General features: G+C 64.2%; 17 protein-coding genes. 5 read left to right on the forward strand and 12 right to left on the reverse strand.

What is annotated here, in order from left to right; translation table 11 throughout:
* Window positions 1-301 precede the first annotated feature (301 nt).
* The gene (locus BIWAKO_RS16970; protein ID WP_069879650.1) at window positions 302-997 is read left to right on the forward strand and encodes an outer membrane protein; all 696 of its coding nucleotides are present in this window, start codon (window positions 302-304) and stop codon (window positions 995-997) included.
* An 83-nt stretch (window positions 998-1,080) separates the two neighbouring features.
* On the opposite strand, the gene BIWAKO_RS16975 is transcribed toward BIWAKO_RS16970, so the two are convergent.
* The 6 genes from BIWAKO_RS16975 to BIWAKO_RS17000 form a co-directional block, all read right to left on the reverse strand.
* Window positions 1,081-1,683, reverse strand: a complete 603-nt coding sequence (locus BIWAKO_RS16975) for a glutathione S-transferase (RefSeq protein ID WP_176733342.1) — start codon at window positions 1,681-1,683, stop codon at window positions 1,081-1,083.
* 29 nt (window positions 1,684-1,712) lie between these two features.
* Complete coding sequence (locus BIWAKO_RS16980; protein ID WP_069879651.1) at window positions 1,713-2,564, reverse strand: 23S rRNA (adenine(2030)-N(6))-methyltransferase RlmJ; 852 nt, start codon at window positions 2,562-2,564, stop codon at window positions 1,713-1,715.
* 31 nt (window positions 2,565-2,595) lie between these two features.
* Window positions 2,596-3,219 carry a ribonuclease T2 family protein gene (locus tag BIWAKO_RS16985; RefSeq protein ID WP_244523654.1) on the reverse strand — a complete coding sequence of 208 codons (624 nt, stop codon included), beginning with the start codon at window positions 3,217-3,219 and terminating at the stop codon, window positions 2,596-2,598.
* A gap of 57 nt (window positions 3,220-3,276) precedes the next feature.
* On the reverse strand, window positions 3,277-3,750 hold the full coding sequence (locus tag BIWAKO_RS16990; RefSeq protein ID WP_069879653.1) for a hypothetical protein: 474 nt from the start codon (window positions 3,748-3,750) through the stop codon (window positions 3,277-3,279).
* Window positions 3,751-3,895: 145 nt separating this feature from the next.
* Window positions 3,896-5,026, reverse strand: coding sequence for an iron-containing alcohol dehydrogenase (locus BIWAKO_RS16995; RefSeq protein WP_069879654.1), 1,131 nt, complete (start codon window positions 5,024-5,026; stop codon window positions 3,896-3,898).
* A 172-nt stretch (window positions 5,027-5,198) separates the two neighbouring features.
* Window positions 5,199-6,086, reverse strand: a complete 888-nt coding sequence (locus BIWAKO_RS17000; protein ID WP_069879655.1) for a DMT family transporter — start codon at window positions 6,084-6,086, stop codon at window positions 5,199-5,201.
* A 154-nt stretch (window positions 6,087-6,240) separates the two neighbouring features.
* Between BIWAKO_RS17000 and BIWAKO_RS17005 the strand changes: the two genes are divergently transcribed.
* Both BIWAKO_RS17005 and BIWAKO_RS17010 read left to right on the forward strand, forming a co-directional pair.
* Entirely contained in the window at window positions 6,241-6,567 is a 327-nt protein-coding gene (locus BIWAKO_RS17005; protein WP_069879656.1) for an ArsR/SmtB family transcription factor, read from the forward strand.
* An 11-nt stretch (window positions 6,568-6,578) separates the two neighbouring features.
* Window positions 6,579-7,121: an SRPBCC family protein gene (locus BIWAKO_RS17010; protein WP_069879657.1), complete on the forward strand. Its 543-nt coding sequence runs from the start codon at window positions 6,579-6,581 to the stop codon at window positions 7,119-7,121.
* A gap of 297 nt (window positions 7,122-7,418) precedes the next feature.
* Here the strand turns inward: BIWAKO_RS17010 and BIWAKO_RS17015 are convergent, their stop codons facing one another.
* Window positions 7,419-8,069 (reverse strand): TetR/AcrR family transcriptional regulator, encoded by a 651-nt coding sequence (locus BIWAKO_RS17015; RefSeq protein ID WP_069879658.1) that lies wholly within the window; start codon window positions 8,067-8,069, stop codon window positions 7,419-7,421.
* 79 nt (window positions 8,070-8,148) lie between these two features.
* Between BIWAKO_RS17015 and BIWAKO_RS17020 the strand changes: the two genes are divergently transcribed.
* Window positions 8,149-8,769 (forward strand): NAD(P)H-dependent oxidoreductase, encoded by a 621-nt coding sequence (locus BIWAKO_RS17020; RefSeq protein WP_069879659.1) that lies wholly within the window; start codon window positions 8,149-8,151, stop codon window positions 8,767-8,769.
* 388 nt (window positions 8,770-9,157) lie between these two features.
* Here BIWAKO_RS17020 and BIWAKO_RS17025 read toward each other — a convergent pair whose 3' ends face one another.
* Together BIWAKO_RS17025 and BIWAKO_RS17030 are read right to left on the reverse strand one after the other, a co-directional pair.
* On the reverse strand, window positions 9,158-9,937 hold the full coding sequence (locus BIWAKO_RS17025; RefSeq protein ID WP_069879660.1) for an SDR family NAD(P)-dependent oxidoreductase: 780 nt from the start codon (window positions 9,935-9,937) through the stop codon (window positions 9,158-9,160).
* A gap of 59 nt (window positions 9,938-9,996) precedes the next feature.
* Window positions 9,997-10,824 carry an alpha/beta fold hydrolase gene (locus tag BIWAKO_RS17030; RefSeq protein WP_069879661.1) on the reverse strand — a complete coding sequence of 276 codons (828 nt, stop codon included), beginning with the start codon at window positions 10,822-10,824 and terminating at the stop codon, window positions 9,997-9,999.
* A gap of 148 nt (window positions 10,825-10,972) precedes the next feature.
* On the opposite strand from BIWAKO_RS17030, the gene BIWAKO_RS17035 reads away from it, so the two are divergent.
* Window positions 10,973-11,974 (forward strand): GlxA family transcriptional regulator, encoded by a 1,002-nt coding sequence (locus tag BIWAKO_RS17035; RefSeq protein WP_069879662.1) that lies wholly within the window; start codon window positions 10,973-10,975, stop codon window positions 11,972-11,974.
* 49 nt (window positions 11,975-12,023) lie between these two features.
* Here BIWAKO_RS17035 and BIWAKO_RS17040 read toward each other — a convergent pair whose 3' ends face one another.
* From BIWAKO_RS17040 to BIWAKO_RS17050, 3 genes are all read right to left on the reverse strand, one after another.
* Window positions 12,024-12,578 (reverse strand): winged helix DNA-binding protein, encoded by a 555-nt coding sequence (locus tag BIWAKO_RS17040; protein ID WP_074471570.1) that lies wholly within the window; start codon window positions 12,576-12,578, stop codon window positions 12,024-12,026.
* A 96-nt stretch (window positions 12,579-12,674) separates the two neighbouring features.
* Complete coding sequence (locus tag BIWAKO_RS17045; RefSeq protein ID WP_069879664.1) at window positions 12,675-13,670, reverse strand: TRAP transporter substrate-binding protein; 996 nt, start codon at window positions 13,668-13,670, stop codon at window positions 12,675-12,677.
* A gap of 35 nt (window positions 13,671-13,705) precedes the next feature.
* Window positions 13,706-15,013, reverse strand: coding sequence for a TRAP transporter large permease (locus BIWAKO_RS17050; protein WP_069879665.1), 1,308 nt, complete (start codon window positions 15,011-15,013; stop codon window positions 13,706-13,708).
* Window positions 15,014-15,015 lie beyond the last annotated feature (2 nt).

Raw genomic sequence — 15,015 nt, forward strand, 5'->3', positions numbered from 1 at the left:
GCCAGATTGTGGCCGCATTTTGTCTGGAACCTTAGGATAAGTCGCGCGTTCCCTGCTTGCTTCCACTATATGGTCAACACGTTGTTAGTATTCGGTTTACCATTCACAGTGGCTTAATAATAATTAACGCGCGTTGAACAATTGGTCTTAGTCATCCCCATTCGTGCCGCATTTTTGCCGCGGTCTGCAATGTACCTGTGCTTTAGCCGCAACAGACATCGACGCCATTGCGGGCTATAAAGGCGTCATCGACATCACCGCCGGGCCACGCCGGCACCAGCGACGACTAAAGGAGTCAAAAATGAAGAAGTACCTGCTTACGAGCGTCGCGGCCCTCGGCCTCGTCGTTGCCGGCGCCGCCTCCGCTGCCGACCTGCCGTCCCGCAAGGGTCCGGTTGCCGCCCCGATCTATCTGCCGCCGGTGTTCACCTGGACCGGCTTCTACGTCGGTGCCAACGCCGGTTATGCTTGGGGTCAGATCGACTCGACCACGGGCGCTTTCGTCAACAACCTCGGCAACTTCAGCGATCCCGATGGTTTCACCGGTGGCGCGCAGATCGGCTACAACTATCAGATCGGCCAGTGGGTCCTCGGCGCTGAAGCCGATTTCCAGGGCGCTGATCTGAAGTCGACCTCCTTCAACACGGTCAACAACCTCCGCGCCTCGAGCGAGATCAACTGGTTCGGCACCGTTCGTGCCCGCGTCGGTTACTCCTTCGACCGGTTCCTGCCGTACCTCACCGGCGGTTTCGCTTACGGCAACGTGAAGAACCAGATCTCCAACGGCGTGTTCGCTGGCAGCAACGACAACACCCAGTACGGCTGGACCGTCGGTGGTGGTCTTGAGTACGCCTTCACCAACAACCTGACGGCGAAGCTCGAGTATCTCTACGTCGACCTCGACAAGGAGTCGTTCAACGTTCCCGGCGGCACCTTCACCTCGAAGGTTGAGACCAAGTTCTCGGTCGTCCGCGCTGGCCTGAACTACAAGTTCTAGTCCGATCCCCTCGCGGGGCTCAGAATGAACCCGGTGGCTTCGGCCACCGGGTTTTTTGTTGTGCGAGACAAGCTCGGAGCCGGTCAGCCCTTGAAGCGGGTGGTTTCGAAGGAGGGTACCCTCGCCGCGAAATCGTCGAGCCAGGCGACCAGCTTGGGGTGAGCCGCCCGCCACGTTCCGTCGAAGCGCAGATCGAGATAGCCTAGCGCACAGGCCAGTGCGATTTCACCGATGCGGGGTTTGCCAGACCAGGCTGGCGGCGCTGCCTCAAGTGTGGCGAGCGCCCGCGCGACCTTGCCGGCCTGATTCTCAACCCAGGCCGCATTCCGCATCTCGGGCGTCCTGAACCGGCCCTCATAGACCTGAAGCAGCGCCGCATCGCAGATACCGTCCGCCAGCGCCTGCAGGCGCAACTGCGCAAAGCGCGCTTCACCTGGCGGGATCAGGCCGCCACCGGCGAGATGATCGAGGTACTCGGCAATGACGCGGGAATCGAAGAGTGTCGATCCGTCCTCGAGCACCAGCGCCGGAATCTTTCCGAGCGGGTTCTGGGCGCGCAACGTGTCCTTGGGATCGGTCGTGTCCGCGGCAACGATCTCGATGCGATCCAAGAGATCGAGTTCACAGGCCGCGATTTTGACCTTGCGGCCGAAGGGAGAGGCGGGGGAGGTGCGCAAGGTCAGCATCGGTCATATTCCGGTCAGTTCTGGAGATCTCAGCCGTCCGGGCGGATCGGCTCGCAAAGGTAGCGCGGCCGCGGGCCTTGCGCGAGGCGTTCGCATAATGCCGGCAACAGGAGGAGGGCCTCCTCTGCCAGTTTCCAGGGCGGATTGACCACAAGCAGGCCGGTGGCTCCGAGGCCGCCTGCAGCTTCGGGGCGATCGACATCGATCTCGAGCCTGAGCAGGCGGCCGATGCCGGCATCCTCGATCGAATTCACGAGGCCGTCGGCGGCCCGGCGCTCCTTGACCGGATACCAGAGCGCATAGATGCCAGTCGGCCATTTCCGGTGCGCGGCGATGAACTCGGTCGCCATCGTCGTGAATTCGTCCTTCTCCTCGAAGGGCGGGTCGATCAGCACAAGCCCGCGCCGTTCCTTCGGCGGGACATTGGCGCGCAGCGCCGTCCAGCCATCGATCGCAAGCGTCTTGCAACGCGAATCGCGACCGAGCGCGGCAGTGAGCTTCTTGTAAGTGGTTGGATGGAGTTCGGCGGCGATAAGCCGATCCTCCGCCCGCATGGCGTGTCGACAGAGCCAGGGCGAGCCGGGATAGCTGCCGGTGCCATGGCGTTCCCGGGCGGTCGCGACAGCTTCGCGCCACGGTGCCAGCAACGTCTCCACGCTGGAGGCGAGCGGCGACTGGTCGAGCCGGGCGACGCCGTCCTTCCATTCATGTGTGCGCAGCGCTTCCTCCGAGCCGAGATCGTAACGGCCGGCACCGGCATGAGTGTCGATGACGCGATAGGGCGTATCCTTGGCGCCGAGATGGGTCAGGATGCGCATCAGCACGACATGCTTGAGGATGTCGGCGAAATTTCCGGCGTGGAAGCTGTGATGGTAATTCATGAAGCGGTCTTAGCCGCCTCGCAGCGCTCTGTCAGCGTTGAGCCTTCACGGTGATGTCGCGCGTGCGGCAGCCGGAGCGGTCGACCTCCTGGCAGGTGCGGAAATTGCGCAGGTCCTTGCTGAAGCAGATCCTCACCTCCTGCAGCACGCCGCGTTTGCAGGCGATCGACATCATGTCGCTGCGCAGGCCTGGATTCGCGGCGGCGAAGGCGCGCTCGAGGTCGATCGCGCTCCAGTTCTGATCGCGATCCGCCTTCTGCAGCGGCGGGGGGATCGTCACCTTCTGGCGGGCGCGCCGGACATCCGAAAAATAGTCGTTCGGGCTCGAGCCCGAACAGGTGCCGTGCTTGCGCCATTCGTAGCGGGCAAGCCCCTCGGACGGGAACAGGCCGTCGGCCTGGTCGAGAGCGATGCGAGAAGGCGTGCGGCCGGTCGGTCCGCAATCGGTGGGGTAGCCGCGCTCGTTCTGCGGCCAGAGGCCATGCACGACGAAGCCGAGATTGGAGCCGCTCTCGCATTGCTCGCGGGCGCGCCCGCGTCCGCCGTCCAGTTCGCAGAAGCCTGGCGACCATGACAGGGCGAGAACGTAGAAGTCGAAATCACCGGGAACGCCGCCACGGCCATATTGCCCCTGCGCTTGTGCGCCCGGAGCCATAAGGCCTAACAGCGCCAGCATCGAGAGCCAGGCGCGCACGAGTCTCACGGCTCGATGCTACCTTTCGGGGCCGGGCCGGGCCATCTGGCAATTGGGCGCGTAGGAAAGGCCCCGATCGAGGCCATTGACGCACCAATTGACGTTCCAGGTGTAGCCGAAGAGGCCCAGGTTCTCGCGGACGGAATAGTCGATGCGGTGCAGAGAGCCGTCATTCAACGCGATCCGCCCAGTGCAGAAGCGGCGCGGGATGAAATCGTCGCCCCAAGGCCGGAAGCCGATGGGCCGGATGCGATCATAGGCGACCGCCTGCAGCGGCCCCCAGAATTTGGCCTCACGCGAGTTGAACCAGCTTGTGATCTCGCTGAGGACGGCGGGGTCCTCACAGGCTGGCAGGTTGCCGTACATCGGAATGATCCGTGCCTCCGCCCGATCTGCCGGGTCGACATAGCGACGGCTCGTGGCCTCGACGCTGATGGTCGCAGCAAGGCAAGTCGCTGCAACGAGGGTGATCTTCAGCAGGGCGCGGCGCATGGGGCAAGCCTCGTGCAGGCTGGGTGAATCTGATGCCGCACGATGACGTTCGGACGGGGGAGGGTCAAGGTGATTGGCGCCAGTGAAGGGCAGCCGGACCGAGACTGTGTCATTTTCGATCCGGCTGCGGCGGGTGATCCGCTGCTCAGAAGGAGGCCTCCAGCATCGCGACATAATCGGTGGCAGCCGCCGCGCGCGGGTTGCTTGCCGTCGAGTGATCCTTGACCGCAGCTTCGGCGATGGCCGGGACGACGCTGCGCGGGACGCCCATTTGCGTGAGCGAGGCCGGCATGCCGAGGCGCTGGCTCACGTCGGCGATCCAGTTGGCGAGGTCAGTGTCGGGGGCGAGATCGAGCGCGCGGCGGATCTCCATGTATTTCAGGCCGCATTCCGGCTCGTTGAAGCGCAGCACCGCCGGCAGCAATACGGCGTTCAGCGTGCCGTGGTGAAGCGAAATGTCCTTGAGGCCGCCAAGCGGGTGGGAGAGCGCATGCACTGCGCCGAGGCCCTTCTGGAAGGTCAGGCCGCCCTGAAGTGCCGCCATCATCATCTCCTTGCGGGCTTCGCGATCGGATCCATCCGTCACGGCACGCTCGATATGTGCGACTGCGCGCTTCAGCCCGTCGAGTGCGATCGCCTCGGCGGGCGGGTTCTCGCGCGGGCTGAGATAGGTCTCGATGCAATGGGTGATCGCATCCATGCCGGTTGCGGCGGTAAGCCAGGCAGGCAGGGCAAGCGTGAGCTCGGGGTCGCAGATCGCGAGCCTTGGAATCAGATGTGGCGAGATGAAGCCGAGCTTGCGTCCATCCTTCAGGGTGATCAGCGCGGCGCGCCCGACTTCGCTGCCGGTGCCCGAGGTGGTGGGGATCGCGATCACCGGCGCGACGGCCGCGGTCACTTTCGGAATGCCGCCGAGGATCGCCGCATAGGTTTCGAGTGGTCCATCATGACCTGCGAGCAGCGCCACGCCCTTGGCCAGATCGATTGGCGAGCCGCCGCCAATGGCGACAAGCCCGTCGCATCGGCCTTCGCGATAGAGCGCCAGTGCTGCGAGCACAGCCTCCTCTGTCGGGTTGGTCGGCGTGGCATCGAAGATCGGGGCGGCCTGCAAGGCTGGAGAATGCGCCCGAAGCGTGCCGACGAGACCGACAGCGACGACGCCCCTGTCCGCAATGATCAGCGGCTTGCGCATACCCAGCGCGGTGAGATCGGCATCGATGCCGGCGACCTCGCCGAAGCCGAACCGGGTCGTGGTGAGATAGGTGATCAGGGCCATGGGCGTCCTCACGGGGTGGCCTCGTCTCGTCTAGCGGCTCGGCCTCATTGAGATGAACCCTTGGTGTGGCATGGCCACCGACGGGCGTCGACTGCCGCGTCCGCGCGGGGAGGGCGAGGCGAATGCATGAGAATTTCCGGGACCTGCCTCGTCGGCGGGAGCGCGTCGCGCCTCAGGGCGGGTCGAGCATCTCGGTGGTCTTTCCCGCCCGCCGCTCAAGTACGAGCAGGGCGAGGCCGGCAACAACGATAAGGCCTGAGCCGATCAGCATCGAGAGCGACGGCCAGTCGCCAAAGATGAACCAGCCGAAGATCAGGGCCCAGACGATCAGCGTATACTGATAGGGCACGACGACAGAGGCCTCCGCCAGCTTGAGCGAACGTGTGACGCAGAGATGCGCGGCCATGGCGACGATGCCGAGCAGGCCGAGCAGGCCGATATGGGCGAGGCTCGGCGTCGTCCAGCCGAAGGGCAGCAGGATCAGCCCCATGACAAAGGCGCCCAGCGTTTGCCAGGCGACGAGCGTCACATCCGGCGTGCCGCGCAATTGGCGGGCCATGATCATCATGGCCGCGAAGGAGACGCTGCCGACAAGAGCGATGATGGCGGGAAGGGTCAGGCTCTGGCCGGACGGATTCAGCGCAACGGCGACGCCGATGAAGCCGACGACGACGGCCAGCCAGCGCCCGGCATCGACGCGTTCTCCGAGCAGCAGCGCAGCCAGGATCACCGCCCAGACCGGAGCGGCGAGCCAGAGCGTCATGGTGTCGGCCAAAGGCAGGTAGGATACCGCCCAGTAGAACAGCGCAACTTCGCAGGAGCCAAGCGTCACGCGCAGCACCTGCAGCCACGGCCGCTCCGGGCGCAATGTGCGACCAATGCCCTGCTTCACCACGAACGGGGCGATCACGATCAGCGCTGCGACGCTCCGCAGCAGCACCACCTGGCCGACCGTATAGGTTGCGACCAGCCATTTCCCCAGCACGTCATTCACGGAGAACAGCAGGATGCCGAGCAGCATCATGGTGATGCCGGTCAGGGTGGCGCTTTTCGTGGGCATGGTGGTCTGCAGGAATACCTATCGCGTGGGCGTCTCCTGTCGCCTTTCGCGCTCTGCGAGGCAAGCGGTGCCGCGCGCAGGGGTTGTGCGCCCAGGGCAGGGGGAATTTTATTTAATCATTGACTTAATTAAGCGATCGGCTAATCAATGATCCATGGACCGCTTCATCGCTCTCGCTGACCCGACGCGCCGCCGCATCATCGAGATGCTCGGTGAAGGTGCCCTGGCCGCCGGTGAGATCACGGCGCGGTTCAGCATCAGCGCACCGGCGATCTCCCAACATCTGAAGGTGCTGAAGGAGGCTGGTCTCGTCAGGGTCGAAGTCAGCGGCCAGCGTCGCATCTACCGGCTCGATCCTGACGGGCTCGATGCATTCGATCTCTGGGTGAAAAAGGTCCGCGGCTTCTGGGGCTCGCGCCTCGACATATTGGGGCAGAAACTGGCGCAAGCCGACAGTCATGAGGGAGAGAAGGATGCATGAGGGAGAGACGGATGAGTGAGTACGGCACTGTTCTTGAAAGTGGCGCGGTGCGGTTCGAGCGGCTCCTGCCGGGGCCAGTCGAACGCGTCTGGGCCTACCTGGCGGAGTCCGGCAAGCGCGGCACCTGGCTGGCCTCTGGTGATTTCGACTTGCGCGTCGGCGGTGAGACGAAGCTTCTGTTCAAGCATTCGGAGATCACCGATGAGCCGCCGCCCGAGCGCTATCGCGAGGTGAATGACAAAGGATTTCTCGCGACCGGGACGATCACCCGCTGCGAGCCGCCACATGCGCTTGCCTTCACCTGGGACGGGGACGGCAATCCCCTCTCGGAGGTGACCTTCGAGCTCAGTCCAAGGGATGGCAAGGTGCTGCTGGTGCTGACCCATCGCAAGCTCGCCGACAAGGCTGCGATGACGAATGTCTCCGGCGGTTGGCACATGCATCTCGGCCTGCTCGAGGACCAGCTTGCGGGGCAGACGCCGCGTGGTTTCTGGTCCCGGCAGGCGAAGCTCGAGAGTGAGTACGCCGCACTCTTTGCGAACCTGCCCGAGTAGGGCGGGGCCTCATGCCGCCCGCGTGCCGGGCACGGGCCGCTCTCGAGGCGGCGCGGCCCGCGTCAGGCAAGGACGCTGGCCGCGCCCGATCCGCTTTGCGGCGTGTGTCGGCGTACATTGCGAGCTTGATCGAGCGACGGTACTCGTCGCAAAGGGGGGCTGCCTGCCGCTCGACGATGCCAGTCAGATCGACGATTGCCGGCAATCTCAGCCTATCTCCCTCCAAAAAACCGCCTTGGCGGCCAGCTCCAGCTCAGGCTGAGTTTCTGAGACGCAGCGGGGGATCGTCGTGTGGTTTCACATGCCTCCGGCGCCCGACGGAGAACCGCCGCGCGCGCTTCTGGCAACGATTGCGACGATCGTCTCGAAGAGCTCGTCCTGAGCCTGCGCGGCCGTGATGTCTCCCGCCGCGGCGGCAGAAGACAGGGCCTCGGCTGAACCGAGCAGCGCCCAGAGGCCCGCTGGAGCAATCGTACTGGAGCCGGCGAAGGGCGCGAGCGCGGCTCGGCACTTCTCCATGAAGATCGCTTCGTAATCACGCTTGAGCTTTGCGAGCTCGGGCGCGCCGGCAAGTGCCGCGATCACGCCAGGGATCTCACGGCCCTGGAGGAGTACGCAGTCGACATAGGATGACGCGATGACCGCTGCCCTGCCTGCCAGGGTCGGCTCGCTGGCGTCGAGCGCGGCATCCATGAGTGCCGTCTGGCGCGCGTCGAACTCCTGGTAAAGCGCTGCCAGCAGCCCGCTGCGTGTGCCGAAATGGTCGTAGACGACGGGTTTTGTCACCCCTGACCGCTCGGCTAGCCGACCCAGCGTGAGCGCTTCGGTTCCCTCCTCCCGGATCAGTCGCCACGCGACATCCAGAAGCTGGCGATAGCGGTCTTCCCTCGCCAGTCGCCGACGCGGCGGCAGAGCTGGTGGGTGATCGTTCGGTCCGGCACTTGACATGTTTATATACCAAAAGTAACTTACTAAAAGTATATATCACTCAAGTCCCCCCCGCAATCACTCAGCCGGAGTTCTTTAAATGCACGCGCTCATTGTCGTCGCCCATCCTGATCGCGCGTCGCTCAGTCATGGCGTCGCTGCGCATGTCGGGGAGGGAGTGTCCCTGTCCGGGCCGGGCAATTCCTTCGAAATAGCTGATCTCGCGGCCGAAGGTTTCGACCCACGCTTTACCGAGGCCGATCTCGCAGTTCACCGTCGCGAGGTGCTGCCGCCGGCCGACATTGCCGCCGAACAGGTGCGGATCGATCGCGCCGATGCCCTTGTCCTGGTCTATCCCGTTTATTGGTGGTCGATGCCGGCGCTTCTCAAGGGCTGGATCGATCGCGTCTTCGCCAATGGATGGGCCTATGACGAAGGCCCGGATACACCGATGCTAAAGAAGCTCGGCCATCTCCCGGTCCATCTGGTCGCCATCGGTGGCGCCAGCCTGCGAACCTATGCCCGACACGGCTATTTCGGGGCGATGAAGACGCAGATCGACCACGGAATCTTCGATTATTGCGGCGCCCCTGTCGTGACGTCCGAGCTCCTGCTCGGTTCCGGGCAGGACGCTCCGGCTGAACATCTGGAGACGGCGCGGGCAATCGGTCGCACTCTTTTCAAGGCCCACCGGCCTTCCTCGCGGCAGGTGGCCGCATGACGGGCATCACGCACCGCCGTGGAACCTGAGCGTCCCTCTGGGAACCCAAACCATCTGAGGACGCGGTGCCTTCGGTTCTTCCGCTTTAGCCCCGCGTCTGCCGCCTGCACGTGCGGCGAATATCGAGAAACCTCGCACCAGGACATCAGCTCACGCCGTCGCCGTGATTCCCTGCGAATTTTGGCTCTCATCAACGGAGGGCCTTCGCATGAACAGGCGGTCATTGGTTCTGGCGCTGCAGGTGCTTGCCTCCAGCAAGCAGTAGCTCCCCGCGATGCCGGCCTGACCAGCATCGCGAGAAGTACCGATTATGCATGTTTCCAGAGGCTAGGACCGTTCGCTTTCCGGCCGACTAATGGCTCGCCGGCCGATCCCTGTCTGCGCAGCGTCACGCGGTATAGCGCGCGGCGGGCTTGCGGTGGGACAGGTTGGGGCGCAGCGAAGCGCGCGCAGTGAGGAAGACCTCGAGATCGGCCGGGTCGGGCAATGATGGGATCGTGATCGTCTCCCCGAGATCAAACCCGGCAAGGGCCGCATCGACCATGTCATGGACGTCCATCACCATTTCTGACGGGATCTGAGCAATCCGCTCCTCCTCCCAGATCGCTGTGCGGGTGATGCCGGGCAGCACGGCCTGAACGCGCACGCCCTTCGACCCGAGTTCCGCCTGCAGCGCCTCGGAGAAGGCGAGTACGAAGGCCTTGGTCGCCGGATAGACGGCGGTGAAACCGTCCGGCATCAGGGCAGTGACCGAGGTCATGTTGATGATCGTGCCCTCGCCGCGAGCGGCGAGGCGCGGCGCAATGGCGGCGGCAAGCCGCGTCACCGCGACGATATTCAGGTTGATCATGCTGCTGAGATAAGCCGGGTCGGCGCCGACGATCGTCCCCTCGCCGGCGATACCAGCATTGTTGACGAGGCCGGTGATTGCGCTGTCGTCGCGCAGCCGGGCCTCGACTTTGGCGAGATCGGCGGAGTCCCCGAGATCGGCGGCAAGCACCTCGACCGCGACGCCTGCCTGTTTGCGAAGACGCTCGGCCAGTGCCTGGAGCTTGTCGCCGCTGCGGGCGACCAGGATCAGGTCGTGGCCGCGCTTTGCAAGCCGGTCGGCATAGACGGCGCCGATGCCGTTCGATGCGCCGGTGACGAGAATGGTTCCCTTGGTCATGTCATGTCTCCCGAGAGGATAGGACGGAGGGTGGCGGGGTGTCGCCCCGCCTGCTCCGATCAGCCCTTGATGAAGTCGAGGAGGTCGGCGTTGAAGCGATCCTGATGGGTCTGTGTCAGACCGTGATCGGCGCCTTCATAGACTTTCAGGACGGCATGCTTGACGATCTTCACGGTCGAGTGCGCCGAGGCGTCGATCGGCACGATCTGATCGTCGTCGCCGTGGAGGACGAGCGTCGGCTTGTCGAACTTCCTGAGGTCCGCGTTGAAGTCGCTTTCCGAGAAGGCACGGATGCTGTCGAGTTGGCCCTTGAGGCCGCCCATCATGCCTTGCAGCCAGAAGCTGTCGCGGATGCCGTCCGAGAGTACCTTGCCCGGCCGGTTATAGCCGTAGAACGGCACCACCAGATCCTTGAAGAACTGCGAGCGGTTATCATAGGTGCCCTTGCGGATGCCGTCGAACACATCGATCGGCAGCCCGCCGGGGTTGGCCTCGGTCTTGAGCATCAGCGGCGGGACCGCGCCGATCAGTGCGACCTTGGCTATCCGCGCCGTGCCGTGCCGGCCGACATAACGGGTCACCTCGCCGCCGCCGGTCGAATGGCCGACCAAGATCGCTCCGCGCAGATCGAGTGCTTCGATCAGTTCGGCGAGATCGTCGGCATACTGATCCATGGTGTTGTTGTCCCAGACCTGGTCCGAGCGGCCGTGGCTGCGCCGATCATGGGCGATGACGCGAAAGCCCTTGCTGGCAAAGAAGACCATCTGAGCGTCCCAGGCATCGGCCGAAAGCGGCCAGCCATGCGAGAAAACGATCGGCTGCGCGTCCTTGGTGCCCCAGTCCTTGTAGAAAATGCGAGTGCCATCCGTGGTGGTGATCGTGGCCATTTTCCTATTCCTTCAACGGGTGCGAGCGGTGTCTCGAATGTGTGCGGGGCGTCCGCGCCCCGTGGTTGAAGGATTAGCCCGCTTGCGGAATGAGCGGGATTGGCGGATCTGACATTAACCGGGTTGAAACCGACAAAGAGGCGCTGTCATGGACCAGAGAGCGACGCAGGCACCAAAGGCCGAGGTGGGCCTGATGCTCTACTCCGGCTGCCAGATGGCTATGGTCCATGGCATGACGGACCTGCTCGATATCGCCGGCACGTTCTCCGGCAAGCATGGCGGCCCGGTTGCGCGGGTCAGCCATTGGCGGCTGCAGGACGATGGCGGCTTCGCGCGCTGCTTCGATACGCATCCCGAGCTTGGCACCAGGAACACGCCGGCAATCCTGCTCATTCCCGGCCGCCTGTCGGGGCCGATGGAAGCGGAGGAGGCGACGCCCTATGCACGCTGGCTGCTCGACCGGCACGCCGACGGCGCGACGCTTGCCTCAAATTGTGGCGGCGCCTTCGTGCTGGCGGCAACAGGCCTGCTCGCCGGCCGGCCCGCGACGACGCATTGGCTGTTCGCCAATGCCTTCCGCGATCGCTTTCCCGATGTCCGGCTGGATCCGGACAAGATCGTGATCGAGGATGGCGACATCATCACGGCGGGAGGGCTGATGGCCTGGACCGATCTCGGCCTGCGCCTTGTCGACCGGCTGTTCGGACCGACGGTCATGATCGAGACAGGGCGCTTTCTGCTAATCGACCCCGCGGGCCGCGAGCAGCGGCATTACTCAAGTTTCTCGCCGCGCCTCACCCATGGCGACGAAGCAATCCTCAAGGTGCAGCACTGGCTGCAGGCCCGCGAGGCGCGCGCGGTGAGCGTATCGGAGATGGCGAAGGTCAGCGCGATGGAGGAGCGGACGTTCCTGCGCCGCTTCAAGGCCGCGACGGGGTTGAAGCCGATCGAATATGCGCAGCATCTGCGTGTCGGCAAGGCGCGCGAACTGCTCGAATTCACCAGGCGCTCGATCGATCAGATCGCCTGGGCGGTCGGGTATGAGGACGCTGCCGCCTTTCGTAAGCTGTTCCATCGTATCGTCGGACTGTCGCCCGGCGACTACCGGCACCGCTTCGCGGCCAGGACGGCGCAGCAAGCCGCCGCCTAGCGATGGATTCCAGCCCAGCGCTGGCGGCTGTTTCCCGGCGTGCGCGCCCTTACAAGCTCGCCGCGGCCCGCGCGGCCTGGTCGTAATGACCTGAGAGCGAGCGCATGGTCGCCGCGATTTCCGAGAGCCGTGCCGGATCCATGCCGAGCGCCAGCACGGATTTGACCAGGAGCTGCTCGCGGATCTGAGCGTAGCGGCGGCAGGCATCCTCGCCCGCCGAGGTAATTGCGACGGTCTTTTCCTTACCCTTGCGGCCGCTCTTGATCAGCTTCAGCCGTTCGAGTTTCTTGAGCGCGTAGTTCACCACATAGGTGTCCTCGATATTGAGGACGAGGCAGATATCGGCGAGGCGCTTCGGTTTGCCGCGGTGATTGACGTTGTGCAGCACCAGCACGTCCACCGGCGTGAGGTCCGGAATGCCGGCCGAGGTCATGGCGCGGAGCATCCAGCGCTGGAAGGCGTGAACCGTCATGCTGAGCGCGAATTCGAACTCGGAGAGTGCGGGCATCGCGCCCGAGGCAAGATGGCCTGACGAGACGATCGGGCCGAGCAGTTCAGCGAGTTCGGCCGGTGGTTTCGGGGGCGGGGGAGCTGATGTGGACATCGTCTCTGGCGCTCTCATGCAAGGCAGCCGTCGTGGCGCCGGACGTGCGAACGGCCGCACGAAGCGGCCGTTCGTGAGGGATCGGGCCGGTCAGGCTTACATCTTCTTGTAGGCGTCGATCACGGCCTGGCCGTCGGCACCGGCTTTCTTCAGCCAGTCGGCGGTCAGGGTTTCGCCGGCCTTCTTGAAGCCTGAAGCGAGTTCCGTGCTCGGCGCCTGCACCTTCATGCCTTTGGTCTTGAGCTGGTCAAGATACCAGCCGGTCTTGGCCTCCCAGGCCTTCCAGCCGCGCTCCTCGGCTGCAGCAGAGGCCTTGAGCAACGCATCCTGCGTCGGCTTGTCGAGGGCGTCGAAGGCCGCCTTGTTGACGAAGGTCGCATCCTTCGGGATCCAGGCCTGCACATCATAGAAATGCGTTAGCGATTCCCAGACCTTGGAGTCGAAGCCCGTGCCGCCCGACGACATGAAGGAGTTGACCACGCCGGTGGCCAGCGCCTGCGGCAGTTCCGCCGCCTGGATCGTCACTGACTGCATGCCGAGCATTTCGCCCAGACGCGCCGTACCGACATTGTAGGAGCGCCATTTCAGCCCCTTCATGTCGTCGGTCGAGTTCAGGTCCTTCTTGGCGTAGACGCCCTGCGGCGCCCAAGGGACCATGAAGAGCAGCTTGATGCCCTGGCTCGCGAGCTTCTTCTCGATTGCCGGTTTCGATGCGGCATAGAGCTTTTTCGACTCTGGGAAGCTGGTCGCCAGGAACGGTACGACGTCGATGCCGAAGATCGGATCCTCGTTCTCGTGGATCGACATCAGCACTTCGCCCATCTGGGCCTGGCCGGTCTGGACGGCGCGTTTGATCTCGGGCGCCTTGAACAGCGCGGCATTGGCATGAACCGTGATCGTGAGCTTGCCGCCGGTCGCTGTCTCGACATCCTTGGCGAAGGCGACGAGATTTTCGGTGTGCGGGTTGTCTGTCGGGTAGGCGTTCGGGAGGTTCCATTTGGTCTGTGCCGAGACCGCTGTCGCGCCTAGCGCCAGCGCGCCGGCCGCAACGCTGACCGCAAGAAAGCCCTTAATGAAGTCGCTGCGTTTCATGATGGTGTCTCCGTTCCCTTATTGTTGACGCTGCATCATCCCGGAAAGGCCAGTTGCGGCAGGATCATCACGATTTGCGGGAAGATCGTAATGATCGCGACCGCCACGACCAGTAGAAAAAAGAAGGGTAGGGCGGCGAGCGCCACCGTATTGGAATCCTTGCCCGACATGGTCTGGAGCACGAAGAGGTTAAAGCCGACCGGAGGCGAGACCTCCGCCATCTCGACGATCAGCACGAGGAAGATGCCGAACCAGACCAGGTCGAAACCGGCCTGCTTGATCATCGGGATGACGATGGCCGTGGTCAGGACGATCATCGAGATGCCGTCGAGCGCCGCGCCAAGCACGATATACATCACCGTCAACGCTGCGATCAGCGCGTAGGGCGAGAGGTGCAGGCTGTCGACCCATTCCGCGAGGGCGGCGGGGATGCCGGTATAGGCCATCGAGGTCGACATGAAGGAGGCGCCGGCCAGGATCAGCATGATCATGCAGGTGATCCGGGTGGTGCCCATCACGCTGGCCCAGAAGGCTTCGCGGGTCAGGGAGCCCGACCACCAGGCGACGCCGAAGGAGCCGAGAACGCCCCAGGCCGCACATTCGGTCGCTGTCGCCCAACCCATCAACAGCGAGACGAAGACGAGCGCGATCAGCAGCATGCAGGGGATGAGATTGGCGGATTCCCGCAGCTTCTCGCGCAGCGGCATGCTCGGCTCCGGCGGCGGCGCCTTGTCCGGGTTCAGCATGTGCCAGACGATGATGTAGCCGGAGTACAGCGCCATCACGAGCAGGCCCGGCAGGAAGCCGGCGAGGAAGACCTGGATGATCGAGACATTGGCCGCGACGGCGTAGACGACCATGGTGATCGAGGGCGGAATCAGGATGCCCAGCGTGCCGGCACCGGCGAGAGAGCCGAGGCTGACCGTCTCGTCATAGCCGCGCTTCTTCAACTCCGGCAGGGCGATCTTGGCCACGGTGGCGCAGGTCGCAGCCGAGGAGCCGGAGACCGAGCCGAAGATGCCGCAGGCCAGCACGTTGACATGCATCAGCCGGCCGGGGAGCCAGTTGAGCCAGGGGGCGAGGCCGCGGAACATCTCCTCCGAGAGTTTCGTGCGGTAGAGGATCTCGCCCATCCAAATGAAGAGCGGCAAGGCGGCTAGCGTCCAGGAGGCGCTGTTGCCCCAGATCGTCGTTGCCAGCACCGACCCGGCAGGGATGCCGCCGCCGACGAATTGCATCGCGACCCAGCCGCAGGCCATCAGCGAGATGGCGATCCAGACGCCGCCGGCGAGGAAGACGGCCAGCAGGATGAGCAGCAGTCCGGAGATTTCGATCATCGCCATGG

The organism is Bosea sp. BIWAKO-01, assembly GCF_001748145.1.
Classification (GTDB): Bacteria; Pseudomonadota; Alphaproteobacteria; order Rhizobiales; family Beijerinckiaceae; genus Allobosea.